At 37.7% G+C, this 24,945-nt stretch carries 20 protein-coding genes; 12 read left to right on the forward strand and 8 right to left on the reverse strand.

Going from position 1 to position 24,945, the window contains the following annotated elements:
- Positions 1-11: 11 nt before the first annotated feature.
- Positions 12-782, reverse strand: a complete 771-nt coding sequence (locus QUD79_RS12425) for a class II aldolase/adducin family protein (RefSeq protein ID WP_184421732.1) — start codon at positions 780-782, stop codon at positions 12-14.
- A 108-nt stretch (positions 783-890) separates the two neighbouring features.
- On the opposite strand from QUD79_RS12425, the gene QUD79_RS12430 reads away from it, so the two are divergent.
- On the forward strand, positions 891-1,655 hold the full coding sequence (locus QUD79_RS12430) for an NRDE family protein (RefSeq protein WP_184421729.1): 765 nt from the start codon (positions 891-893) through the stop codon (positions 1,653-1,655).
- Positions 1,656-1,671: 16 nt separating this feature from the next.
- Here QUD79_RS12430 and QUD79_RS12435 read toward each other — a convergent pair whose 3' ends face one another.
- Positions 1,672-1,848, reverse strand: coding sequence for a globin family protein (locus QUD79_RS12435; protein WP_184421726.1), 177 nt, complete (start codon positions 1,846-1,848; stop codon positions 1,672-1,674).
- Positions 1,849-1,934: 86 nt separating this feature from the next.
- Here QUD79_RS12435 and QUD79_RS12440 point away from each other — a divergent pair, with 86 nt between their 5' ends.
- The 3 genes from QUD79_RS12440 (at position 1,935) to QUD79_RS12450 (ending at position 4,445) form a co-directional block, all read left to right on the forward strand.
- Entirely contained in the window at positions 1,935-3,164 is a 1,230-nt protein-coding gene (locus tag QUD79_RS12440; RefSeq protein WP_184421723.1) for a threonine/serine exporter family protein, read from the forward strand.
- A 12-nt stretch (positions 3,165-3,176) separates the two neighbouring features.
- Positions 3,177-3,782: a TetR/AcrR family transcriptional regulator gene (locus QUD79_RS12445; protein WP_184421720.1), complete on the forward strand. Its 606-nt coding sequence runs from the start codon at positions 3,177-3,179 to the stop codon at positions 3,780-3,782.
- A 69-nt stretch (positions 3,783-3,851) separates the two neighbouring features.
- Positions 3,852-4,445, forward strand: a complete 594-nt coding sequence (locus QUD79_RS12450; RefSeq protein WP_184421717.1) for a PilZ domain-containing protein — start codon at positions 3,852-3,854, stop codon at positions 4,443-4,445.
- Between the two features lie 31 nt (positions 4,446-4,476).
- Here the strand turns inward: QUD79_RS12450 and QUD79_RS12455 are convergent, their stop codons facing one another.
- Complete coding sequence (locus QUD79_RS12455; RefSeq protein ID WP_184421714.1) at positions 4,477-5,643, reverse strand: methyl-accepting chemotaxis protein; 1,167 nt, start codon at positions 5,641-5,643, stop codon at positions 4,477-4,479.
- A gap of 179 nt (positions 5,644-5,822) precedes the next feature.
- Here QUD79_RS12455 and QUD79_RS12460 point away from each other — a divergent pair, with 179 nt between their 5' ends.
- The gene (locus QUD79_RS12460; protein ID WP_184421711.1) at positions 5,823-5,987 is read left to right on the forward strand and encodes a DUF2897 family protein; all 165 of its coding nucleotides are present in this window, start codon (positions 5,823-5,825) and stop codon (positions 5,985-5,987) included.
- Here QUD79_RS12460 and QUD79_RS12465 read toward each other — a convergent pair.
- Positions 5,984-6,259, reverse strand: coding sequence for a peptidylprolyl isomerase (locus tag QUD79_RS12465; RefSeq protein WP_184421708.1), 276 nt, complete (start codon positions 6,257-6,259; stop codon positions 5,984-5,986). The genes QUD79_RS12460 and QUD79_RS12465 overlap by 4 nt on opposite strands.
- 196 nt (positions 6,260-6,455) lie before the next feature.
- On the opposite strand from QUD79_RS12465, the gene can reads away from it, so the two are divergent.
- The 4 genes from can to QUD79_RS12485 all read left to right on the forward strand — a co-directional run bounded on the left by can (position 6,456) and on the right by QUD79_RS12485 (position 13,377).
- Complete coding sequence (can, locus tag QUD79_RS12470; RefSeq protein WP_184421705.1) at positions 6,456-7,091, forward strand: carbonate dehydratase; 636 nt, start codon at positions 6,456-6,458, stop codon at positions 7,089-7,091.
- 302 nt (positions 7,092-7,393) lie between these two features.
- Positions 7,394-10,162, forward strand: coding sequence for a TonB-dependent receptor plug domain-containing protein (locus QUD79_RS12475; RefSeq protein ID WP_184421702.1), 2,769 nt, complete (start codon positions 7,394-7,396; stop codon positions 10,160-10,162).
- Between the two features lie 95 nt (positions 10,163-10,257).
- A complete protein-coding gene (locus tag QUD79_RS12480) occupies positions 10,258-12,216 on the forward strand; it encodes an alpha/beta hydrolase family protein (protein WP_184421699.1) in 1,959 nt (652 codons plus the stop codon).
- Between the two features lie 240 nt (positions 12,217-12,456).
- Positions 12,457-13,377 (forward strand): tetratricopeptide repeat protein, encoded by a 921-nt coding sequence (locus QUD79_RS12485; RefSeq protein WP_184421695.1) that lies wholly within the window; start codon positions 12,457-12,459, stop codon positions 13,375-13,377.
- Between the two features lie 319 nt (positions 13,378-13,696).
- Here QUD79_RS12485 and hppD read toward each other — a convergent pair whose 3' ends face one another.
- The 4 genes from hppD to QUD79_RS12505 form a co-directional block, all read right to left on the reverse strand.
- Entirely contained in the window at positions 13,697-14,740 is a 1,044-nt protein-coding gene (hppD, locus tag QUD79_RS12490) for a 4-hydroxyphenylpyruvate dioxygenase (protein ID WP_184421692.1), read from the reverse strand.
- A 299-nt stretch (positions 14,741-15,039) separates the two neighbouring features.
- Positions 15,040-16,824 carry a DEAD/DEAH box helicase gene (locus QUD79_RS12495; protein ID WP_184421689.1) on the reverse strand — a complete coding sequence of 595 codons (1,785 nt, stop codon included), beginning with the start codon at positions 16,822-16,824 and terminating at the stop codon, positions 15,040-15,042.
- A gap of 289 nt (positions 16,825-17,113) precedes the next feature.
- Complete coding sequence (locus tag QUD79_RS12500; RefSeq protein WP_184421687.1) at positions 17,114-19,504, reverse strand: ATP-binding protein; 2,391 nt, start codon at positions 19,502-19,504, stop codon at positions 17,114-17,116.
- Positions 19,505-20,006: 502 nt separating this feature from the next.
- Positions 20,007-20,489: a zinc ribbon-containing protein gene (locus tag QUD79_RS12505; protein ID WP_184421683.1), complete on the reverse strand. Its 483-nt coding sequence runs from the start codon at positions 20,487-20,489 to the stop codon at positions 20,007-20,009.
- Positions 20,490-20,781: 292 nt separating this feature from the next.
- On the opposite strand from QUD79_RS12505, the gene leuS reads away from it, so the two are divergent.
- The 3 genes from leuS to holA are packed head-to-tail and all read left to right on the forward strand — an operon-like array spanning position 20,782 to position 24,941.
- Positions 20,782-23,361 carry a leucine--tRNA ligase gene (leuS, locus tag QUD79_RS12510; RefSeq protein WP_184421680.1) on the forward strand — a complete coding sequence of 860 codons (2,580 nt, stop codon included), beginning with the start codon at positions 20,782-20,784 and terminating at the stop codon, positions 23,359-23,361.
- Positions 23,361-23,864: an LPS-assembly lipoprotein LptE gene (locus QUD79_RS12515; RefSeq protein WP_184421677.1), complete on the forward strand. Its 504-nt coding sequence runs from the start codon at positions 23,361-23,363 to the stop codon at positions 23,862-23,864. The genes leuS and QUD79_RS12515 overlap by 1 nt, the downstream gene beginning before the upstream one ends.
- Before the next feature lie 33 nt (positions 23,865-23,897).
- A complete protein-coding gene (gene holA, locus QUD79_RS12520) occupies positions 23,898-24,941 on the forward strand; it encodes a DNA polymerase III subunit delta (RefSeq protein WP_184421675.1) in 1,044 nt (347 codons plus the stop codon).
- The last annotated feature ends 4 nt before the right edge of the window (positions 24,942-24,945 follow it).

Raw genomic sequence — 24,945 nt, forward strand, 5'->3', positions numbered from 1 at the left:
TGTTCAATCGACTAGCTTGCAAAGGTAGGATCATGCCGATAAACACGTCTTAGCATAGCAGGCCAAGACTTTTGTCCCCCTGTAGCCCCTGTATGAACAACATTTGCTTGTGCTTTTATACCGTCAACAATATGTTGTTCTACCAAAACGGTAGGCTTTCCCTGAGATAATATTTGTACTTGGATCTGACAAGCACGCGCTAAATCGTACATGTGCATAAAAGCATCGCCTACGGTTTGTCCTAAGGTTAAACCACCGTGATTACGTAATAACATAAAATTTGCATCGCCTAAATCACTTTGCAAGCGTTTTTTCTCTTGCGCATTAACCGCTAAGCCTTCGTAGTTATGATAGCTAATCGACGCAAGTGCGAACATTGCATATTGACTCAGCGGTAATAGCCCTTCTTCAATACTAGCTACCGCAATCGTTTCATTAGTATGCAAGTGCATAACACATTGCGCGTCGTGTCTAGCCTCATGTACGGCACTGTGTATAGTAAAACCAGCAGGGTTTATCGTAAAAGGACAATCCTTATCAATAATATTGCCATCAATATCAATTTTAACGAGATTAGATGCGGTAATTTCATCAAATGCTAAACCAAAAGCATTTATTAGGTAATGCTCTGTGTTTGGAATACGTGCAGAAATATGTGTATAAATAAGGTCATCCCAACCATGCAAAACAACCAAGCGATAGCACGCTGCAAGATCAACCCTTGTTTGCCATTCTTCATCTGACACTTTACCCTGCAAAGACAGTTGTGGTATCTCAAACATTTATTTTCCTTAGTTGTTAGGGACTGTTAACTATTAAGTGATAGTGTAAGAAGTGTACCCAATGCCCTACGTGAGTTAAAGCTGATAGATAGAGAATAACTGAATTATATGTGTATTTTATTTATATCCATCAATGAACACCCAATTTATCCGCTTATTGTATGTGCAAATCGAGACGAGTTTCATCAACGTCCAACTCAAGCAATGCACTGGTGGCAAGATACATCGATGCTTGCAGGTAAAGATTTACAGGCGGGTGGTACATGGTTTGGGGTAAACGCACAAAAACAATTTGCTGCGTTAACCAATTATCGGCTGCCCAATAAATTTGATAGCTCTAAAAAGTCGCGGGGTAACCTAGTAATAAATGCATTAACACCAAATTTAGTAAGTCAAAACCCAAAAGAAATGCAGATAGCACTACAAAAAAGCTCATCTAATTACAATGGTTTTAATTTACTTCGTGGCGATGAAACACACTTACATTGTTTTGATAGTACGACTCAACAATTTACAGTGCTAAATAATGGTACATTTAGCCTATGCAATGGTGCATTAAATGATATTTGGCCTAAAATGAAGTTTGGCAAACAAAAGCTTGAAAAGTTAGTAAGCGCTCACGGTAAACTCAATATTGATGAATTGTTTTTACTAATGCAAAACAACACCCAAGCAGACTTTAAACAACTTCCAAATACAGGCATTTCAACTACCTGGGAACAGTTGCTAAGTAGTATATTTATTGTATCACCCGAATATGGTACACGTTCAACGACCATATTTCTTAAAGACAAGTGTGGCCGTTGCCATGTTGTTGAGCGAAGTTTCAACGCTTACGGTGTAACAAGTAATCAAGTTGAGTTTTCATTTTAAGCCTTGAGTATTAAATTTAACCAGCTAAACCTTTAATAATTGCAATAATAATCAAAGCGAACACTAAGTAACGCACTAACTTTGAATACTTTGCTTGCTGTTCAGGCTCCATTGGTTTACCAAACTTTTCACCCAAAACAACCATTAACATCACACCTAAAAATACTACACCTAAAATAATTAATAATGTCATATCTAAATACTTTCTTTTCTCAAAGTGGAACTTAACCTATTATACCATATAGATAAATTAGTTTATTCACTTTGGATTTTTGCTCAATGGCACAACAAGACAACTTTACCGATAAACGCAACTTTATTATTCGTTTAGGCAAAGCCCTGCATAAGTTTGGTACGCCTGCTTATCGTTTGGAAGATCACCTTCAAACAGTTGCTAAAAACTTGGGCGTTGATGCAAGCTTTGTAATAACACCAACGTCTTTAACCTTCATGTTGATGGGTGAAAAACCAGACTTTCAAGAATATAATCATATTGTTCGGGTAAATCCTGGTGATCTCGACCTAGGTGCACTTGCTAGAACAGATGAGTTAGTTGATGAACTATCTTCAGGTCAGCGCACGTTAACCGAAGCTATAGAAAGGCTAGACGAAATAGTCAATAAACCGAACCCTTATGGTCGCTTGCTTACTTTCCTTGCTTTTGGTGCATCAAGTGGCGCATTTGCCATGTTAATGCGCACCAGCTGGAATGATGTAATTTGGTCAACCTTACTCGGTTTAGTTGTTTGTCTCTTTGTATTCTGGGCTGAGCGGTCTAAGCGTGTGACCGAAATGCTAGAGCCAATTGCCGCCTTAACTGTTGCGCTTCTTGCTTCAGCTATTACATTAATTGATCCGGGTATTAACCTGCCGCTTGTTGTGCTTTCTAGTATTATTGCATTTATTCCAGGCCTTGCTTTAACTTTAGGCCTTTCTGAACTCGCTGCTCGACACTTAATATCAGGTACAGCTCGCATAATGGACGCTATTATGGTGCTATTTAAAATTTATTTTGGCGCAGCATTAGGCTTGGCATTAGGTAATAAATTTTGGGGAATCGCCGAATTTGTACAACCAGTAAACACGCCTGAATGGGTTTCATGGGTTGCTGTTACTACACTTTCTTTTAGCCTTGTTATTTTATTTAAAGCACGTTTAAAGGATGCACCATGGGGCATTATCTCGGGTTATGTAGCTTATGGTGCGAGTATTTGGGGGGGAACCTATTTAGGCATTGCGTTGGGAGCTTTTGCCGGAGCATTTGCGTTAGGAATATACAGTAATATTTTTTCACGCTTAATGAACCTTCCTTCAAGTATTGTAAAATTACTAGGTTTAGTTGTACTTGTACCTGGAAGCAAGGTTTATATAGGCTTAAATAGTGCGGTATCAGGTCAAATGATATTAAATTCAACCAATGTTGGCTCTCAAACTTTCCTCATTTTTATGTCTTTAGTAGCAGGGTTAATATTTGCAAACGTGGTATTAGCACCACGAAAACCACTATAAGTACATAATCAAATGACTCAAACTAAAACACCATATCATCATGGTGATTTAAAAGCGGCTATCATAAAAGCGGCAAGTGAAATGTTAGACACACAGGGGATTGAAGCACTTTCGTTACGAAAAATAGCCGAGAATGTGGGTGTCTCTCGCACTGCTGCCTATCATCATTTTAAAGACAAAAATGAACTACTAAGCGCCATAGCAAGTCAAGGTTTTATAAAGTGGCAAAAAGAAATAGGGTTAATCTTTAATAACAAGCGTATTAGTCAATCACAGCAACTCAGCCAGTTTTGTCATGCTTATATCCAGTTTGCAATTAGCAATCCTAATATTTACGACCTGATGTTTGGCAGAACGCTTTGGAAAAACAACGTAAGCTCTGAAGAGTTAAAAAGTGTAGCCTATCCAAGTTTTGACTATCAAGTCACTATGACAAAGTTTTGGCAAGCGCAAGGGTTGCTTCCCCAGTCAGAAAATGCATTGCGCCTAGCGCAAGTGTTATGGGGAACATTACACGGTATTTCAAAGTTGGTTTTAGACGGAGTATACACAGATAATAGCAATATTATTGAAATGTGTGACTGCGCTATTGCAATGTTTGTCGGTTCAAAGCGCTAGTCATTGTAATGATAACCTTGTACATTATTTATATTATTAAAAACTCTCATTTGTTAGGTTAAACTCTCTATGCAAAGCACTACCGACGAAAAACTAGCAAAATATAATCAATATTTTTCAATTGAGCACAGCTTTAAAATTAACGTAAAACCTTTAGAAGGTAATTCAGACTGTACATTTGAAGAGTTTAAAGCGCAAATCCCTACGCCTTTTCTACTTGCTACCCAAGTTGTTGCCATCGATAATATGGCACTGCAACCATTACAAACGCTTAGCGGTGTTGCAAACCAATTAACTCAGTATTTGCATTTACAATCACAAAAAATTGACTTGCTAATGAATTTTATTATTAGTCAGCAAGACGAAGTTGCGTATCGCTTTCAGGGCATTCGTTTTAGTGGTAGTGGCATAACCTTCATTTCAGATAGCCCTTTAAACTTAAATGAAAGCGTAGAAATAAAGTTATTTATCAATATTGATAATTGCAACATATATTGTCATGGCGAAGTGATTGAAATAACCAATGTTGATGAAGGGTATCAACATAAAGTGTTATTTCATCATATTAGGGAAGATGATCGAGAACTATTAGTTCGCTGTAGCCTTCATACTCAGCAAAAACAGCTACAAGCTTTAGCGCAAAAACGTCAAGAGCAAAGCTAGACCCTAGATTTTTAGTTGCTGCCACTTAATATTAAACGCAAATTCGATTAAGGGTAGTATCTACTTCTTCAGTGGTCGCTTTTTGCTGTTCTGCATGCTCTGCAACAACACTTAAACCTGCGGTTACATCTGCACTTAAAGAAACGATTTCAGCCATATTATCATTAATCGATGCTGTCGACTTCTGCTGCTGCTCAGTACCGCTTGCCATTTGTTCAATCAATTGGTTAACCTCTGTAAAAACACCACCTACTTTAGATAGCGCTGTTACCACATCTTGTGATTGAGATAAGCTATCTTTTGTTAATTCTTGCCCTCTGGCAATCGCTGTTACCGCATTGTTTGACTTAGACTGTAATCCTTCAACCATAGATTGAATTACAACTGTAGATTCCTGAGTTCGATGGGCAAGCGCCCTTACCTCGTCAGCAACTACAGCAAAGCCTCGTCCTTGCTCCCCTGCTCTTGCAGCTTCAATTGCTGCATTTAGTGCCAACAAGTTAGTTTGATCTGCAATTCCCCGAATAACATCTAATACTGAGCCTATTTTTGCAGCTTCTTCTTGTAATAATGCTAAATCGTCTACCATAACCGCTACTTCCTCAGCAAATCGAGCGATAGTAGCTTGGCTTGTATTAGAAGCATTTGTACCTTGAGCTAGAATTTCAGCCACCTGATTGGCAGAGTCGCTCATCTGGGTAGCACTTTGCGATAACGTAGCTGAAGTAGCCGCAACTTCATCAATAGAGTTCGCCATTAATGCTATTTGCTCTGAAGAGTTATCAACAGCAATAACAGAATCACTAATTTGGCTAGTGAGAGAAGAAGAGCCCTGACGTAAAATTTCAGACTCATGCTTTATTTCATTAATAACATCAGACAAGTTCTCGATAAAACCACTTAAATCATTGGTGACTTTAGCTAAATCATCTGTTTTATCATCAACTAAGGAGCTTGTTGGTGCTTGGTCTGTACTAACCACTAAATTTAAATAGTGCTGTAGTTTTTCAATGCGAGAAGTTAACTGTTGTGTAGTAAAAATAAAACTCACTACTAATTGTCCAACAATGGTGCCAAACAATAAAAATACAACGCCTAATTTACTCATTTCACTAGCAAATAAAAGCACAGTTACAGTGGCTAATACTCCAACAACCAAAGTAGGTAATAAAAGTTTAATACTTAAGCGATTTAGCATAAGGAATCCGTTATTTAATTATATATTCACACCAAAAAAGGTCATCAGAATACAGTACAATAATTATTAAAGCATAGGGCAAGTTAATAAATTACAGGCAAAAGCGCTTTATGGCTATATATTTTGGTGATAATCAAGGATAATGCTGATAACTATCAATAGTTTTCAGGCGCTTTGTTATGCCCATGTACGTTCTTTTTATTATAATACTCGCGGTTTGCCTAATTATTGGCGGCATCATGCTGGTGAAGCAATCAGCCAAAAAATTTAATTTAACTGATGACCAACTTAAAAAAGTACAAGCAAGGCAAAAAGCACAAGAAATCGAAGATAAAAAAGATTAATTGCGATAGATAGTTTGAATAATATGATAGCCAAATCGCGTTTTTACTGGACCATGAATTTTTAATACTTCTTTTTTAAACACAACATCATCAAATGCTTTAACCATTTGTCCTTTTTTAAACTCACCAAGATCCCCCCCTTTTTTAGCCGAAGGACAAGTAGAAAATTTTTTAGCTAATTGAGCAAAGTCTCCACCGTTAGATAATTTATCTTTAATTTCTTGTGCTTGCTTTTCTGTTTTCACTAAAATATGTCGGGCACATGCAGTCATTTTTTATCTCCTTACAATAATAAACGTTTGATAAATACAGCATAAAAGATGACAATAACAGTCAAATAGTGTTGGCGTTACTGTTAAGCGTAGCGCCAAATACCAACACTTATATTGAATTATACACTTGATAGTAGTTGTACTAAATACGTAGTCAACTTAAAACTAAAACCGCATAAAACAGAGTAAAAATTCTATGTCATCAATCGATCATTTATTTGAAAAGAACACTCAGTGGGCGAAAGATATAACCGATAAAGACCCACAGTTTTTCGAACTACTTTCACAGCAACAGTCACCCGAATATCTCTGGATCGGCTGCTCAGACTCACGCGTACCGGCAAATGAATTATTAGGAATGCTGCCAGGTGAAGTATTTGTTCATCGTAATATTGCTAACCAAGTTATTCATACCGACCTAAATTGCCTTTCTGTTATACAGTATGCGGTAGAAATTTTAAAAGTAAGACACATAATAGTTTGCGGACATTATGGCTGTGGTGGCGTAAGAGCGGCATTAGATACTAAAACTTATGGTTTAATTGATAACTGGCTACGCCATATTGAAGATGTTTACCGGTTCCATCGAAGTAAATTTGACAACATCACCGACGAAGAAGAAAAAGTAAACACTTTATGTGAATTAAATGTTATAGAACAAGTTGCTAATGTTTGTAGTTCAACAATATTAAGAAATGCATGGAAGAAAAAACAAAACACCACGGTTCACGGCTTTGTTTACAACCTAAAAGACGGAATATTAAGAGATATGAAAGTCTCTAGTGGGTTAAATTCAGAAGAAAACTATAATATTCCCAAAAGAAATAAATAGTAAAACTATTTAAGCTAAAGCAAATCATGCAAAACATCTATCAGCACTTACTTTAACAGCAGTTTCTTGTAAAGTTTAACTTACAAAAACATCAACATTGTAAGTGTTGATCAACTTTTATCTGAAAAAAACAAAATTGAACACACTTCCTACTTTACTATGCTGTTAATCTTATGTTACAACATACGATGAATGGTAACAATTGTTCTTATCTTGAGATAAGCTAAGAGTTAAATTAGTCGCCTTTAATGATATGCAATAAGTATATCTACAAAAAAACATATAATCCCAGGGAAATCAAAGTGAAAAAATTAAATTTACTCACGTTAAGTATTCAAGCTGCTTTATTGCTTGGTGCTTCATCTTCAGCTTACGCATTAGCTCAAGAAGATACGAAAAAAGAAAAGTCTGAAGAAGTAGAAAAAATTGAAGTGACTGGCTCGCGTATTAAGCGTGTAGACATGGAAACGGTTAGCCCAGTTGTTGTAATTGATATTGAACAAATGCGAGATAAAGGTTTTTCTACCGCTTATGATGCACTAAAGGATTTAACAGCGGCTTCAGGTACAGTACAAGGTGCTGAATGGGGTGCTCAAGGTGGATTTACCCCTAACGCTCAAACTGTTAGCTTACGTGGTTTGGGAACAAACCAAACATTAGTATTAGTTAATGGTCGTCGTATGGCTGACTACCCTCGCCCATATAACGGTTCTTCTAACTTTGTTAACTTATCAACAATACCATTTGCTGCTATCAAACGTATTGAAGTAGTAACAGGTGGTGCTTCTGCTGTTTATGGTTCTGACGCTGTTGCAGGTGTAATGAACATTATTACCCAAACAGACATTGATGAAACAACCGTAAACTACATGACAAGTCGTGCAACTGAAGGTGGTGGCGCGCAAAACAGATTACAATTGGTTACTGGTACTTCAGGCGATAACTACAGTGTTACTGCTGCTTTTGAATACCATAAACAAGACCCTATTTTTGCTTCTCAGCGTGACTGGTTAGACTCGGTAGACGATGGCCCAGCGGGTAGAGACTACTTAGACCGCGCTATTTTAAAAATGGACGCATTCACTAACCAGTACCGCGATCCAGGCGAGCAAGCATGTATCGACTCTGGCTCAGGCTTTGAATACGCATACCGTGAAGGTAGTGGTAACTATTGTGGTGGCGACTTTACCGGCCAGCGTACACTTCGTAACGAACGTGAAACATTATCTGGTTATGTAACAGGTACATACCAGTTAGAAGGTGGCACTGAGTTATTTGCTGATTTGCTTTTCTCAGATCAAGAAGCCCTAGTTCGTGGTGGTAACCACTGGGTTGGTGAAAACGTACTAGAATTAGAATCTTCGCCAGGTGCTGGTAACTTTGGCGGTTTAGACTACGTATTAAAACAGCGCCAGTTTAGCCAACAAGAACTAGGCTGGAAAGATTCAAGCTTAGAAGAGTCGTCAATATTCTTTAATATCGGCGCTATTGGTACCTTATTTGAAGATTATGATTACGAGTTTGTAATCAGCAGAAGTGAAGCAACATCAGATTCGAAAAGAGATTGGTTTAAAGAAGAGATGGTTATGCCAGTTTTCTTCGGAACAGGCTCTTATGGCTATGGTTTACCTGACGGTAACAGCTTAGTAGGTTTATACGACCCAATTGATCAGTCTATATTGGACCAATTAGTAGGTGTTCAACAAATCGTTTCTGACTCTTACTCAAATAACGTAAGTTTTGTACTAAGCGGCTCAGCATTTGAAATGAGTGCTGGAGATGCATATTTTGCTGTAGTAGCAGAATGGAACAAACAAGGTTATACCTTAACGCCAGATGAGCGTACATTAAACAATGACGGTAATGGCTGGTATAACTTAACCGGTACTGGTGGTGGCGGTGATCGTGAACGTTACGCGGTAGGTTTTGAATTAGACATTCCAGTATTAGCCAATTTAGATGTTAAACTTGCGGGTCGTTACGATAAATATGACGACGAAACTACTGATGTAGGTGGCCGTTTTACTCCGCAAATGGGTATTACTTATAATCCAACAGACGACATGTTACTTCGTGCTAACTGGGGCAAAAGCTTTAGAGCACCAGATATGCACCGTGTATTCGCTGAAGAGTCTGGTTTTTACCAATCTGCATACGATTGGGTAAAATGTGAAATTGATTATGAAGGTGAAGAAGCGTTTCAAACTAACCAAGATTTCTGTAATGCCACTTCAATCAGAGGGTTTAGAGCTGGCTCTAAAACACTTAAAGAAGAAGAAGGTGATTCATACGGCGTAGGTATGGTGTGGGATATCACTGAAAACCTAGACGTTTCACTAGATTGGTACCGCATTGAACTAGCACAAATTGTTGTATCTGAAAGTGTACAAGGGTTACTTGATAATGCATATGACTGTAAATTTGGTTTAGAAGGTCGCGATCCAAACGGTGCTTACTGTGCTCAAATTAATAATCAAATTACCCGTACTGGTTCAGACGATATTGACCCAGGACAAATTGGCTCTGTAGACACCTCTTCAATCAACGCTGCTGAACATTCAATTGAAGGTTTAGATGCAACACTTGGTTATAACGTTAAAACCGAATACGGTGAGTTTAATATGACATTAGGTTGGTCACACGTGCTTAAAATGGTTTACAAAGCAAGTGACGAAGACACTAACGAAAATGATCGTGATAAAGCTTGGAACGATGATGCTCGTTCTATCATCAATGGTAGCGTAAGCTGGTCAATGGACGATATGAGTGTTGTATTAAGTGGTCGTCGTATTGGCTCTATTCCAGCATGGAATCAGCCTGTTGAATACTCAAACCCAGATGACGCAAGCTATGGTAATGTAGATAGATTACACCCACTTGTTTTGGTTAACTTAACTGCAAGTTATCACTTTACTGAAGACTTAGCGGTTAATTTACAAGTGGTTAACCTATTTAATGATAAAGGACCAAAAGACGACTCTCATGATACTTGGCCGTTCTATAACAGCTTCCAATATGGTGGCCTTTCAATTGGTCGTGAAGTGGGCGCAGAAATTCGCTACACTTTCTAAACAATACAGTTGATTGTTAAACAAATAAACAAGGCAGCTTAGCTGCCTTGTTTCTTTTACAACGAAAAGTATTAAGGATGATAAGGATTTTTTAAATGATAAAGATAAGTACGATTTTACAAAAAATTGTAGTAACTCTTATAGTGCTACAAAGTTTTTCAAATTACAGTTTTGCTGAAGAAACTACCCCTAGATTACCTGTTGAGAACTTCTTTAAGTATTCAGAAATCAATAGTTTAAGTATTTCGCCAACAGGTAAATACTTTGCTGCAAAAGTTAAAATTAATAACAATATGCAGCTTGCTGTAATGCTAGCTAAAAACAATAAAATTATCTCGGTAATGAACTTTGGTGATGACTCTGAAGTAGGTGATTTTGGTTGGTTAAATAACGAGCGCGTATACGCCTCTATGGTAGATAAAGTTGGCCCATTAGAGAAAGCAAGACCTACCGGCTACTTATTCAGTGCTGATGCTGATGGTGGTAAAAAAAGACAACTACTACCAACACCACCGCGCCCGGGTAAAGCCTTAGGTCAAATTAGTGCTTACAGAATAGTAGACACGCTAGACAACGACGAAGATAACATTTTAATTGATATCATCGACTCTAAATACTCTTCAATTTATAAGTTAAATATCTATAGCGGTAGACAAGTGCGAGTTGCCAAAGCGGCTCAAGAATATGGCCGTTTATATACAGATAATAATCAAGTAGTAAGGCTTTCTGTAGGTACAACTTACGATAAAGAAAAAGAAGATAGTATTCGAACAATTTATTATCGTGACAACAACAAAGACGACTGGCAATTAGTTGATGAACGTTCAGTTAAGTCTGGTGAATTTAGCCCAATATCTTTTACCAAAGATAATAAAAAACTTTATATTAACGCTGGTACATCAATAAAGTTATACGATCCTAAAACGAAAGAACTAAGCGATATAATTGAGTTGCCAGGTGATGCAGTTATTGAAAACTATATTTATGATCTAGAAGCAGACAACCGCACCCTTATTGGCGTAATTCGTGAGCCTGGCCATCTAATTAAAGAGTATCTTGATACATCACACCCCGATGTTCAGTTAATGGAGTCAATTTCAGCTGCATTTCCTGATGACTTTGTTCGTATTATAAATACAACACAAGATGGTAAAAAACTATTAGTGATTGTTTATAGCGATGTAAAACAAGGCACTTACTATTTATTTGACAGAAATACAAATAAACTAAGCTACTTATTAGATACCGCCCCGCATAGAGACTACAAGCAATTAGCAAAAATGGAACCATTTAGCTTTATTGCCCGTGACGGCTTAGAAATACGTGGCTATTTAACATTGCCAACTGGCAAGTCTAAAAACTTACCACTTGTACAAGTAGTTCATGGAGGCCCTTACGGTGTTAAAGACAGTTGGGGTTACAATCCAGAAGCCCAATACTTTGCTAACTTAGGTTATGCAGTAATGCAGGTTAATTACCGAGGTTCAGGTGGTCGAGGCTCATCATTTATTTATGACCATTACCAAAAAATGGGCATGGAAATGCAGGATGACTTAACTGATGCGGTTCACTGGGCTGTAAAAGAAGGCATAGCTGATAAAGATCGCGTTTGTATTTATGGTGCCAGTTATGGTGGTTATGCCGCTATGATGGGCGTAGTAAAAGAACCTGACTTATACAAATGTGCCGTGCCTTATGTGGGTGTTTATGATATTGCAGTGCAAAAAGACGAGTCTGATACGCGTTTACATAAATCGGGACGTAAATTTTTGGAAGAAGCTTGGAATGCATACGATGAAGAGTTTGTTAAAGAGCGCTCTGCCATCTATCATTTAGACAAATTAAAAGCGGCTCTTTTATTAGTACATGGTCGCATGGATAAACGTGTACCGATAAAAAATTATGAATTACTAACGGAAAAGCTTGATAAGATGAACTACCCTTATGAGTCTTTAGTAGAAGATCATGAAGGGCATGGTTTTAGAGATCAAGAAAATGTTTATAACCTTTATAAAAAGGTAGCTAAATTTTTAGATAAACATATTGGCCAATAAATAGTTTTTACTCATTAAACAATTAGTAAGTTTAACAATAGCGAAAGCACCTTTATTAAAAGGTGCTTTTTTATTGTCTAGATTACTTAAACTGATGTGATGGGTAAAGAATGCTTAGCAATACAAAAATGTGACTATAAATTGGTTGTCTTAGCAGCAAGCAGTAAGTTGAAATTGCTGCATTTATGAGTAATACTCAAGTTGATTTTAACAGAAATATTACATGCAATAGGAATTATAATGAATAAATGGACACTTTCATCGCTACTACTTAGTGTAGTTGTCGCTTCTTCATCTAGCTTTGCAGCGAGCAATAACAATAGCCAGCATATTAATGAAAACGATACTTCTCTTTGTACTGAGGACAGCTGTAAAACGCAAATCCTCAAACTAAAACAGCATTCACGCTATGGTAACCCTGAAACGTTAATACTATTAGCTACAGCCTATTTAACTGGTGAAGGAGTAGAAAAAAATCCTGCACTAGCCTACAAAAAAATAAAGCGCGCTGCTCGTAGTCGTTATGGTAAAGCGATGTTTATTCTATCTGCATACTATAGAGATGGTATTGGTACTGAAAAAGATCTTGAAAAGTCTAAGCTTTGGTTGGCAAGGTCAGCTGCCGAAGGTTACCCACAAGCTCTTTATCAAACAGCGCTATTAACGCTAGACTTTAACAAGGCAGATAATAGTGAAGAACTCGAATTATTACTACGTGCTGAAGACAAAAGAAATAAAGACGCTATGTATTTACTTTCGAGACTAAGAGAAACAGGTAGCCTGGTTGAAAAAAACACTCTGAAAGCGGCTGAAGGTTACAAAAAATTAACGTTTTGGAATTATAAAGACAGCAGAGAGCGCCTAGTTAATTTGGTTAATACTACTGATGAAAGCGCACAGGAGTACACTAAAATTAGTGCGTTAGATGATGATATAGAAACACTTACAATAACGGGCAACAACGTATCTTTTGAGCTAGCACTAAGCAATACTATAGATAGAGTAACTCGCAATTCCTTCTATGATGGACGTTCAACAGGTAGCCGTATATCAGGCGCTACTTGTAGCAAAAGAACTAATTGCCGAACTTTATCAAGTGATGACACTAAGATTTTAATGGGTGGTCTTGGTGGAGCAACTATGTCAGATAATAATTTTTAGTGTTTTATATTAACTAACCTGAATTTTGGATAAGCTATACACGTCAATGTCACGATTTTTGCGCGTATCTGCGTTAAATTTGCTACTAATAGCTCGCTATTAGGTACGCAAACTTGCCTTGATTCACTCAAAACTTATAACATTGATATATAACTACATAAGCAATACGATTAATTTATAACAAGTAAATGAAAAATATAGCTTTACGGGTGTTACTCGTACATCCGTTATCCAGAACTCAGGTTAACTATAAAAAAACCAGTAAATTTCTACTGGTTTTTTTATTTTTTAGCGCAGGCTGTTTACGTGTAAGTGTAAATTACAACACACCACGTTCCATTTGATTTAACTCAATCGACTTAAATAAAGCAGTAAAGTTACCTTCACCAAAGCCTTTGTCATCAACACGTTGGATCATCTCAATAAAGATAGGCCCAAAAATATTTTTAGTGAAAATTTGTAGCAAGTAAGAGTTTTCTTTCTGGCTATCTACTAATATTTGATGCTCTTGAATGCGCTTGTGATCTTCTTTTACCCATGGGATGCGTTTAAATACGTCGTCGTAGTATTCTGGCACTATATCTAAAGTATCGATAATACTTTTATCAAGTTGGTCTAAAGAACCCACTAAATCGTCTGTAATAAACGCTAAGTGCTGTACACCTGGGCCATTGTATTCTTCAAGGTATTCGTCAATCTGGTTATTATTAGTGCCCTTTCCTTCATTAATAGGGATACTAAATTTGCCACATGGCGACTGTAACGCATAAGAAACCAATGCGGTTTTTTCACCTTTAATATCAAAGTAACGCACTTCAGTGAATCCAAAAACGTCTTTATAAAAGTTTGCCCAATGCTCCATTGTGCCTTGGTAAACGTTATTCGTTAGGTGATCAACTGCTTTGAAACCTTTATCTTTAACAACAACTGGCGATTCTAATGGTTCGAAATCTTCTTGATAAATAGAACCTTTATCACCAAACTTTTCGATAAAATAAATTAAGCTGTCACCAATACCAAAAATTGCCGGGTAAGGAAGCTTATTTTCTACGTCTTGTGCAGATTTAGCACCACGGATAATCGCTTGTTCAAACGCATAGTCAGCGTCTTCTACACGCCAGCCCATTGAACAAATTGCAGGGCCATGGCTTTTAGCAAACTCTTTTGAAAAGCCTGCTTTTTCATTATTTAATAAGAAGTGAATATCGTTTTGATTAAAATACTCAATATCACGCCCTTTAAACTTTTTAGTTTTTGAAAAGCCAAAGCCATAGAATGCCTTTTCCATAAAGTCTGAATCTGGCGTTGCGTATTCTGTAAATTCGATACCACAAAGGTTTAGTGGGTTTTTAACTTCGGTCATAATTGTCTCTCTAACAACTGTATTGCAGCTATTATTGCGAGGTTACAACAAGTTAGAAAGCCTATTAAAAATCCATTTGATTTTTATGCGTAACAAATAATGTACGTTGATAATGATTAATAATTTATCTTCGTCAGCCAAGCCCATGCAAGGGTTAGGTTCGCAGTGCAACAAATTGTTTACACACTGAATATACCACCTTATTTTCAGTAATTTTATTTAACAAACGTCTGCTGAAACCGATTATTTAAAACAAAAAAAGGCGCTTAAAGCGCCTTTACATATAAATATACTTAGTTTTAGTTTTCACGTCTTGGACGGTCTGCCCTTTCAGTACGTTTTCTTGGAGTACGCTCCATTGGTGCAGGTGCATCTGATACTGAAATTTCTAATGATTGTCGACGTATTTTTACACGCTTTAATTGTGTAAATGATTTTTCAGGCATACCTTTTGGTAACTGAACAAAGCTATGACGATCATGCAAGTTAATTGCACCAATATAACTGCTATCTAAAGAGATTTCGTTAGCAATAGCGCCAACAATATCACCTGGCTTAGCGCCATGCTCTTTGCCTACTTCAAGGCGGTATGTTTGCCAGTCGACATCGTTACGAACAGCTTTAGGTTTACGTGGACCACGCTCACCTCTGTCCGAACGTCCATTTCTATCACCACGCGCATCTCTGCGGCTGTCGTTACGTCCACCACGACCTCGGCTATCGTCACGGTCGCGTGATTCACGACGTGGCTTAGGGTCTTCTTTTGGCTGTAATGGCTGGTTTAGCTGCTTTTGATAAAGTAAAGCTGCCGCGAGGTCTGTCATTGATAGTTCAGACTCTGCCGCCATCGCTTCAATAATTTCACGCATGTTGGCCAGATCTTTCTCAGCAACTGCAGTCACTAACTCATTTCGGGTTCGCTCAATTCGTGCTTTACCAATTTCTTGAATACTTGGTAATTCATACGTTTTAACAACACCAGATGTTAAACGTTCATAATGACGTAAAGAGTACATTTCACGGGGGCGCACAAATGATATTGCAATACCCTCACGACCTGCACGGCCAGTACGACCTATGCGATGCACGTAAGCTTCGTTATCACCAGGTAAGTCATAGTTAATAACTAAAGAGATACGAGGAATATCTAAACCACGGGCTACTACATCAGTTGCCACTAATATTGAAGATTTACCTGACTTAAGTTGATCAACAGTGCGTTCACGTTGTGCTTGGTTCATATCACCATTTAATGCAACAGCAGCATAACCTGCACGCTCTAACTTTTCAGCTACGTCTACAGTATCGTTTCTGGTGCGTACGAAAATTATCATCGCATCATACTCAATACTTTCAGCTATACGCTCTAGTGCAGTAATTTTATTTATACCGCTTACTTTCCAAGCATATTGAGTAATATTTGCTTTTTCTTTCTTAACCGCGGCAATTTTAATATGCTCAGGATCTTTTAAGAAACGATTAGCTACTTTACGAATTTGTGAAGGCATAGTGGCAGAAAATAATGCCATTTGAGTGTTTTTTGGCAGATGCTCTAAAATCCACTCAATGTCTTCTAAGAATCCCATATTTAACATTTCATCTGCTTCATCAAGCACACAAAATGATAAGCTGTCTAATTTTAAGCTTTTACGGCGCAAATGGTCCATTAAACGGCCAGGTGTACCAACAACAACTTGAGCGCCACGCTCTAATTGTTGAAATTGAGGACCATAAGATTGACCACCATATAAGGTAGCTACTTTTAAGCCTTTCATGTTTTTAGCAAATGTTTCAATTGCTTCAGCAACTTGAATGGCTAACTCACGCGTTGGTGCTAACACCATTAACTGTGGTTTTTTGATTGAAACATCAAGCTTAGCTAATGCAGGTAAACCAAACGCAGCGGTTTTACCCGTACCGGTTTGCGCTTCACCTAGCACATCTTTACCCGCTAATAATGGCGGAATAGTTTTTGCTTGAATAGGAGTAGATGACTCAAAACCTAGTGCAACTAAGGCAGAAAGTAGGTTTTCAGGCAAGCCAAGGGTATCAAAGCCAACTGGGGCATTGTTAATATCAGTCATTTAATTTTTCGTCTTCTTAAGGCAGGCAGTTTAGCACTCTATCGCATATACCCGCGAACAATTACGAGGAAACCACCGGGAAGACTTTAGGCACATTCATTATCTAGCTTAGGGCGCTAGTTAGGCAAGTCTATTGGGATAACCCCACACATTCAAAGACCAAATCCATGTCGGTCTTATATCGAGGCGCGAATTATACAGACGTTTGAATATTAATCAAGTTAAATTTAAACAAGTTATAAGTAAAGGTTCAAATAGGGTTTCACCTTTAGCGAAACCCTATAGTAAATTATTCATCCTCCCCATGAAGCATATCGGAGAAAGCAGCCAGTTTATTTAACACTAAACCGTGTATCGACTTTCGAGGATACCGCCCAGTACTATTAAGCTGTCCTGCTTCAAGCGACATGAGTATTTCAAGTGCTTGATCAATATCTTCAACCGCATACACAGAAAACATACCTGCCGATACCGCCTCAATCACTTCATCCGATAGCATCAGATTAATTACATTTGTTTTAGGAATAATGACACCTTGCTTGCCTGTTAATCCTTTGTCTTTGCATAATCGATAGAAACCTTCAATTTTTTCATTGACCCCACCGATAGACTGTACACCTCCATGTTGGTTGACTGAGCCTGTAATTGCGATGCTTTGGTCAATCGGCAGTTTAGCGATAGCTGAAATTAACACACACAGCTCGGCCATTGAGGCACTGTCACCATCTATATGGCCATAAGACTGTTCTATCGCTATATTTGCAGTTATAGATACAGGGAAGTTTTGACCATATTTATGGCCAATATAACCAGAGAGTAACAACACCCCTTTTGAGTGAATTGATTTACCCAAATCTGCTTCTCTTTCAATATCAGTAATGCCGTTACTGCCAGCATAAACCGTTGCAGTTATGCGTGCAGGTGTACCAAAAACACTATCGCCAATTTCTAATATTGTTAAGCCGTTAATTTTACCAACTTGTTCGCCACTAGTACCTATCAGTACTTGTTCTTCTTTTATTTCACTCAGCCACACTTCACTGATTCTCCCTGTGCGTCTTCGTTTAGCAGCTAAAGCATCTAAAATACAGTTGGCGCTGAGTTCTCCGCTATTATTGTTTTTCTTCCATAAATAGACTGCTTCATCAAGTAAGTCATTAGTTTGTACAATGTTTGCAGATATTTTATGTTGATGCTCTGCTCGACGAAGTGCATATCTCACCAACTCTAACACCGCGCTATCACTCACGGGGGGATAATTTTTTTTATCTGCTCGATGTCTTATCAATTGAGCATAATCAATAAAATTTTGATCGCTTTTTTCTAAGTGGCGATCAAAGTCAGCTAAAATCCTAAATAATTCGGTAAACTCTTGATCATAGTCTTGTAGCATATAGTAGAGCTCTGGATCACCCAATAAAATAACTTTAACCGTTAAAGGTATTTTTTCAGGTTGTAGGCTAATACCGCTAGGCTGACTATATTCTGAGTACGGATTTTCGATGGTGATTTCTTCCGTTTTTAACGCGAGTTTTAAGCGTGACCAGACTAATGGTTGATTTAACAATTTTTCAGCATCGAGTAATAAATACCCACCATTAGCTTTGTGTAATGCTCCTGCTCTGATCAAACGGTAGCTAGTATAAGAAGCACCTTGAAAAGATGAAAAATCTGCGTGGCCAAATAAGTTTTGAAACGTTGGATTTTGCTCATAAATAACAGGTGCCCCGGTATTAGGCTCTCTAGAAACTAACAAGTTCGGTAAAAATCGGTCTACCATTAACTTACGCGCTTCTTTATCGTTTATGTTTTCGCCAGCATTATCAACTAAGATCTCAAGCACAGCATCTACGACATGTGTTTTAACTTTAGTCAGGTATTTCAACACCCCGATATTACTTGCAAATTCATGCTCAAGCTCTTTCAAAAAAGGACGAATACTTTGCTCTGCCGTTTCATATTTAAGTTTGCGCATTTTGTCAGATGAAACCCGCTTCCATAACGGTAACTCAATTAATTGCTCTAGCAATAAGTCTTCTAAAGTCGACAATAAAGCGTAAAACTCTGTGCGTTTCCCTTCGTCTAAATCTGAAAACTCTTTATCATTTAGAGGCTTACCCTCTACTAAAGGCGAGAAACCTATTTCTCCACCTTCCTCAAAAAGGATCACATTATTTTTTAATGCGGTTTCTTCTACGATAGCAATGGCTTCATCATACTTTTGATTAAATTCTCGTTCGATTGCTGCTTTTTGGCGCTGATAACCGGGATTATCAAAAATCTCAGGAAACAAATCTAATAACTCATCAATAAAGGTGTTAATGCGAGCAAGCAGTTGTTTACCGTCACCTGGGCTTACATACAAACGATATGGCGCGTGAACATCATCAAAGTTATTAATGTAGCACCACTCGGAAGGCGTTGGTTGGCTACTCGCTAGTGCCGATAACATTTGTTTAATTAATGTTTGTCTACCTGTGCCATGCTCTCCCATTGCATAAACATTAAAGCCTGGCGATTCCATCGAGAGGCCAAAACTTAATGCTTCTTTAGCACGTTCATGACCTATCAATATTTGTTCAACACTTGCTGAGTCAGTAAGTTGGGTAAACTGTTTTTCAGCTAAGTTAGCCGTTAACTTTTCAGGAGTAAGGCGCAGTTTTTGATGCGTTTCTATCATTAGACTCTCATTAGTAGTGTTTAAAAAAACAACACTTTATTTTAGGTGTTAACTTTCACTGTAAGTTTTTTAAACGATTTATTTGGCGTTTATACAAGGCTGAACTTATGTAATAGGCTTGCTTCCCATAAATTAAGTGAAAACGCAGTAGAAAAACCAAACGGACGCTGTCCTTCGGATACGTTTAAACATAATTTACTTTTATTGTCGCCCATTTATGTAGAATAACTACACTTTTATCGCTACGCCTCAATTAATTCATGTTTAATACCAATCTCACTAACTATGTGATCATTTCTACTGGCTAAAAAGATCACTTAATTAATGAAACTGGTATAATTCGTACAAAATTTGTATGCGAAAAATCAACACCCCTAATTATTAATAAACACAGTTTACTCTTTTGTAAATAACTTTGGAAAGTGTCTATTAAAAATGGGAGGTAAATTAGAGCGTGTTTAATTCGTACAAAATTTGCACTCAAAAGGTCAACACGCTCTAATTAAGGTGTTAAACTTTCACGCTTAAAGTGGTTATGCTGACAATGTAAGCACTTACCCACTTTAGTCATGTGAGAAATTAGTATGGTATTATTACATTTTACGCAAGTAAGTTTACCAAAGCCGATAATATCACCTTCTTGGTAATCACCATTTTGTTTGAAGTCTTGGCAAAGCTCAGCCCACTCAACTTGCGATTTATCAGTTATTTGCACTAACAGCGCCCAAAAAGATTCATTCATTAGTGATAAGAACGTGGAATTCTTTACTTGCTCTTGATTTTGTTGATAAAACTCATGTAAGTCGTACTGAAAATTGTCAATAAATTGCGTTATTTTTTCTTCAGGGATTGATTCTGCTGCAGATAATATAACCTTAGCCTGCTCAACTAATTCAACAATTTCAGTGACCTCATGTTTTTTTACATCAGTTAACCACATCGATAATTTATGATAAAAATCAGTGAACAAAGGTTTATTACTCATAATGCCTCCTTACAATAGGTAAAGCCTATTATACCCAGCAAATTAATTAAAATGCTTATTCAATTATGTTATTAGAGTAAGTATAGACAAGAGCGTCACAACAAAAAACCTCGCCATTAAAAAATACCTAAATCCTCCTGAATAAACTTGTTAAAAACCCTTCTGATAAGGTATTCTATGGCGATTATTTATTAAGAAGCTTTTTACTAAACCATCGGCGTTAATTGTTAACAACAATTACCAATAACGATGTACTAAAAAGCCCCTACTCTAGTCTTTTGAGAACTCTTTAATGGAATCCATTTACAATCCCCAAACTATCGAAGCTAATGTTCAAAAATTTTGGACTGATAATCAAACATTTCGCGCAAAAGAAATACCTGGTAAAGAAAAGTATTACTGCCTCTCGATGTTTCCATACCCAAGTGGTCGTCTTCATATGGGACATGTGCGCAATTATAGTTTAGGTGATGTAATTTCTCGTTATCAACGCATGCAAGGTAAAAATGTGATGCAACCTATGGGTTGGGATGCATTTGGTTTACCTGCAGAAAATGCTGCAATTAAAAATAACTCTGCGCCAGCTAAATGGACCTATGAAAACATCGACTATATGCGTAACCAGTTAATGTCGCTTGGCTTTGGCTACGATTGGCACAGAGAATTTGCCACTTGTAAAAAAGATTATTACCGTTGGGAGCAATGGTTTTTCACTCAGCTTTTCGAAAAAGGCTTAGTTTATAAAAAGAACGCAACAGTAAACTGGGATCCGGTTGATCAAACCGTTTTAGCGAATGAACAAGTTATTGACGGTAGAGGCTGGCGTTCTGGCGCTATAGTTGAACGTAAAGAAATTCCGCAGTGGTTTATTAAGATTACTGATTACGCTGAAGAGCTACTAAATGATTTAGACCAATTAGAAGGTTGGCCAGAACAAGTAAAAACCATGCAACGTAATTGGATTGGTCGTTCTGAAGGGGTTGAAATGACTTTCAACCTTTCCAATTCTGAACAGTCATTTGATGTTTACACTACTCGTCCAGACACATTGATGGGGGTTACTTATGTAGCACTTGCTACGCAACATCCGTTAGCGCTAACCGCTGCAAAAAACAATGCTGAGTTAGCTAACTTCATCGAAGAATGCAAAACCAATAAAGCCACTGAAGCTGATATGGCAACGATGGAAAAAAAGGGTGTTGATACAGGGTTAACTGCAGTTCACCCTCTAACAGGTGAAACAGTACCAGTTTGGGCAGCAAACTTTGTACTGATGGACTACGGTTCAGGCGCAGTAATGTCTGTACCAGCTCATGACCAACGTGATTGGGAATTTGCTAAAAAATACGGCCTTGAAATCAAGCAAGTGATCAAAGCTGGTGATTCAGACGATATTACAACAGCGGCCATAACCGACAAAAACACCCTAGTAAATTCTGGTGAATTTGATGGTTTAACATTTGAACAAGCATTTAAAGCGATTTCAGATAAATTAATCGCCAAGGAGAAAGGTCGAGTTACCGTAAATTACCGCTTGCGCGATTGGGGTGTTTCTCGTCAGCGTTATTGGGGTACGCCAATTCCAATGTTGAAGTTAGCTAATGGCGAGTCTGTTCCTGTACCTGCAGATCAGTTACCCGTTGTGTTACCCGAAGACGTAGTAATGGATGGTGTAAATTCTCCGATAAAAAGTAACGAAGAATGGGCTAAAACTACCTACAAAGGTGAAGAGGCCTTTAGAGAAACGGATACATTTGACACCTTCATGGAATCGTCTTGGTATTATGCTCGATACTGTTCGCCAAATGATGACACGCAAATGTTAGATCCAGAGAAAGCAAATTACTGGCTGCCTGTTGATCAATACATAGGTGGTATTGAACACGCAATATTGCATTTATTATACGCTCGTTTTTTCCATAAGCTTTTGCGTGATGCAGGCTTAGTGGAAAGCAGTGAACCATTTAAAAGTCTGTTATGCCAAGGCATGGTATTAGCAGATACTTATTACCGTGAAGCTTCAAATGGTGGTCAAGAATGGATAGCGCCATCTGATGTAATTGTTGAGCGCGATGAAAAAGGTCAAGTCACCTCAGCTATTTGTAAACATGATGGCCAACCTGTGATTTCTGCAGGAATGAGTAAAATGTCGAAATCTAAAAACAATGGCATTGACCCTCAGCAAGTTATCGATCTATATGGTGCTGATACTGTTCGCTTATTTATTATGTTTACCTCGCCACCAGAGCAAACCTTAGAATGGTCTGATTCTGGCGTTGAAGGTGCGCATAGATTTTTAAAACGCGTATGGAAACTTGCTCATGACTTTTATGAGAGTGGCAACGTATCAACGTTAGCAGATATCACGTTAACAAGTAACCATAAAGCACTGCGCCGCGAAGTGCATAAAGCCATTGCAAAAGTTACTGATGATATTGGTCGCAGAAACACCTTCAATACCGCTATTGCCGCAATAATGGAATTGATGAATCATTTAGCAAAAGCCCCTTTAACCAGTGTTGAAGATAGAACTGTGATGCAAGAAGCTGTGCGCGCCGTTGTACTAATGCTAACACCTATTACACCACATATGTGCCATGAGTTGTGGAAAACTATAGGTGATGGTAATCAGGTAGAAGATACATTATGGCCAACAGTTGACGAAGCAGCCCTAGTTGAAGACGAGAAGCTAATTATTGTACAAGTTAATGGTAAAGTTCGAGCAAAAATTACCGTTGCAGCAGACGCAAGTAAAGAGCAAGTTGAGTCTTTAGGCCTGAATGAAGAAAATGTGGCTAAATTTATCGCTGAGCAAACGGTTCGTAAAATTATCTACGTGCCAGGCAAGTTATTAAATATTGTGGCTAACTAATGAAGAATTACAGTCAAATACTCAATAAATTCATTGTAATATTACTTTGCAGTTTATTATTTTCAGGCTGTGGATTTTCACTGCGCGGCGATTACTTTATCGCCGCACAGCTTCAACACTTAAACCTAGGCTCTGTTGATAAATATGGCGAATTAACCCGTTTAGTTAAGCAACATTTATTACTAAACAAAGTTAAAATCACTAATAGCTTCGATAAAACATTACCCGAACTTAAGATTTTAAAAGACACACTTGATCGTCGCACACTTTCTGTATTCCCAAACGGTCAAGTAGCCGAGTATGAACTTATTTATACTGCTAGGTATCAACTACGCTTTGCAAATGAAGACTTTCAAAGTTTTGAAGTTGAATTAAACCGTGACTATCAAGACGACCCCGATTTAGCGCTCGCTAAAAGTAGAGAGTTGGCTTTAATGCTAAGTGAGATGCGACAAGAAGCGGCTAATAAAATTATACGCCATTTAGCGAGTATTCAACGTTAAACGCTATTAAGTTTAAGGAGCAAAAAATACGCTATGCGCATTTATCACAATCAAATTGCAAATACGCTAAATAAAAACTTTGCTCCTATTTGGCTAGTGTTTGGTGATGAGCCTTGGCAAAAAAATGACGCATTAATCCAACTAAAAAGCCATGCACAACAACAAGGTTTCAGTGAGTTAATACGTTTTTATGTTGATGATAAATTTGATTGGAGTTTATTAGAACAAGAATATAGTGCGCTTAGCCTTTTTGCCAGTCAACGTATTATTGAACTTGAATTAAGCACAAATAAAATTGGTGATACTGGTAGTAAAAAACTATTACAGCTTTGTCAGAATATTTCGCCTGACATATTACTCATTTTACATGGTGATAAGCTTGATGCTGCAAATCAAAAAAGAAAATGGTTTAAAGCGCTAGAGGCTAAAGGCGTTTTTCTGCCACTGTATGATATTGAAAGCAAGCAACTACAACAGTGGATCTACAAACAAGCACAGCAGCTAAAACTTAACTTACATCAAGACCTAACACTTATGTTGGCCAAACTGTTTGAAGGTAATTTGCTCGCATTATCGCAAGAACTAACCAAACTTTCGCTTTTATTCGGCCAGCAACAAGTTACCGTTGAAGATGCAGAGAGTATTATAATTAAACAAGCTAAATTTAGCGCTTTTCAGCTAACTGATGCAATGTTGGCAGGTGATACAAGTAAATGCATTACTATGTTAGATCAATTGCAACAAGAAGGTATTGCTGTAGCGCAACTCATATGGCCAATTCATAAAGAAATTTCACAGTTGTTAAACATGCAGGAAGCGCTTACACAAGGTCATTCGATTTCTGAACTCTATAGCCAATATCGAATATGGGAAAAGCGTAAACCTTTATATCAACACGCATTAAAGTATATTAGTGCCAGCAACTTAGCTCACGCACAAGCGCGATTAGCCCAAACAGACTTAATTATTAAAACCAGTGTTGAATTTAATGGTTATTTATTACTGGCAGATGTTATCTGTTCTTTATACCACGGTAGTAGCTTACAAAAACTATCGCTTAATTATGAATATGCATAAATAA

Origin of the sequence: Thalassotalea piscium (assembly GCF_030295935.1) — a bacterium.
GTDB lineage: Bacteria > Pseudomonadota > Gammaproteobacteria > Enterobacterales > Alteromonadaceae > Thalassotalea_B > Thalassotalea_B piscium.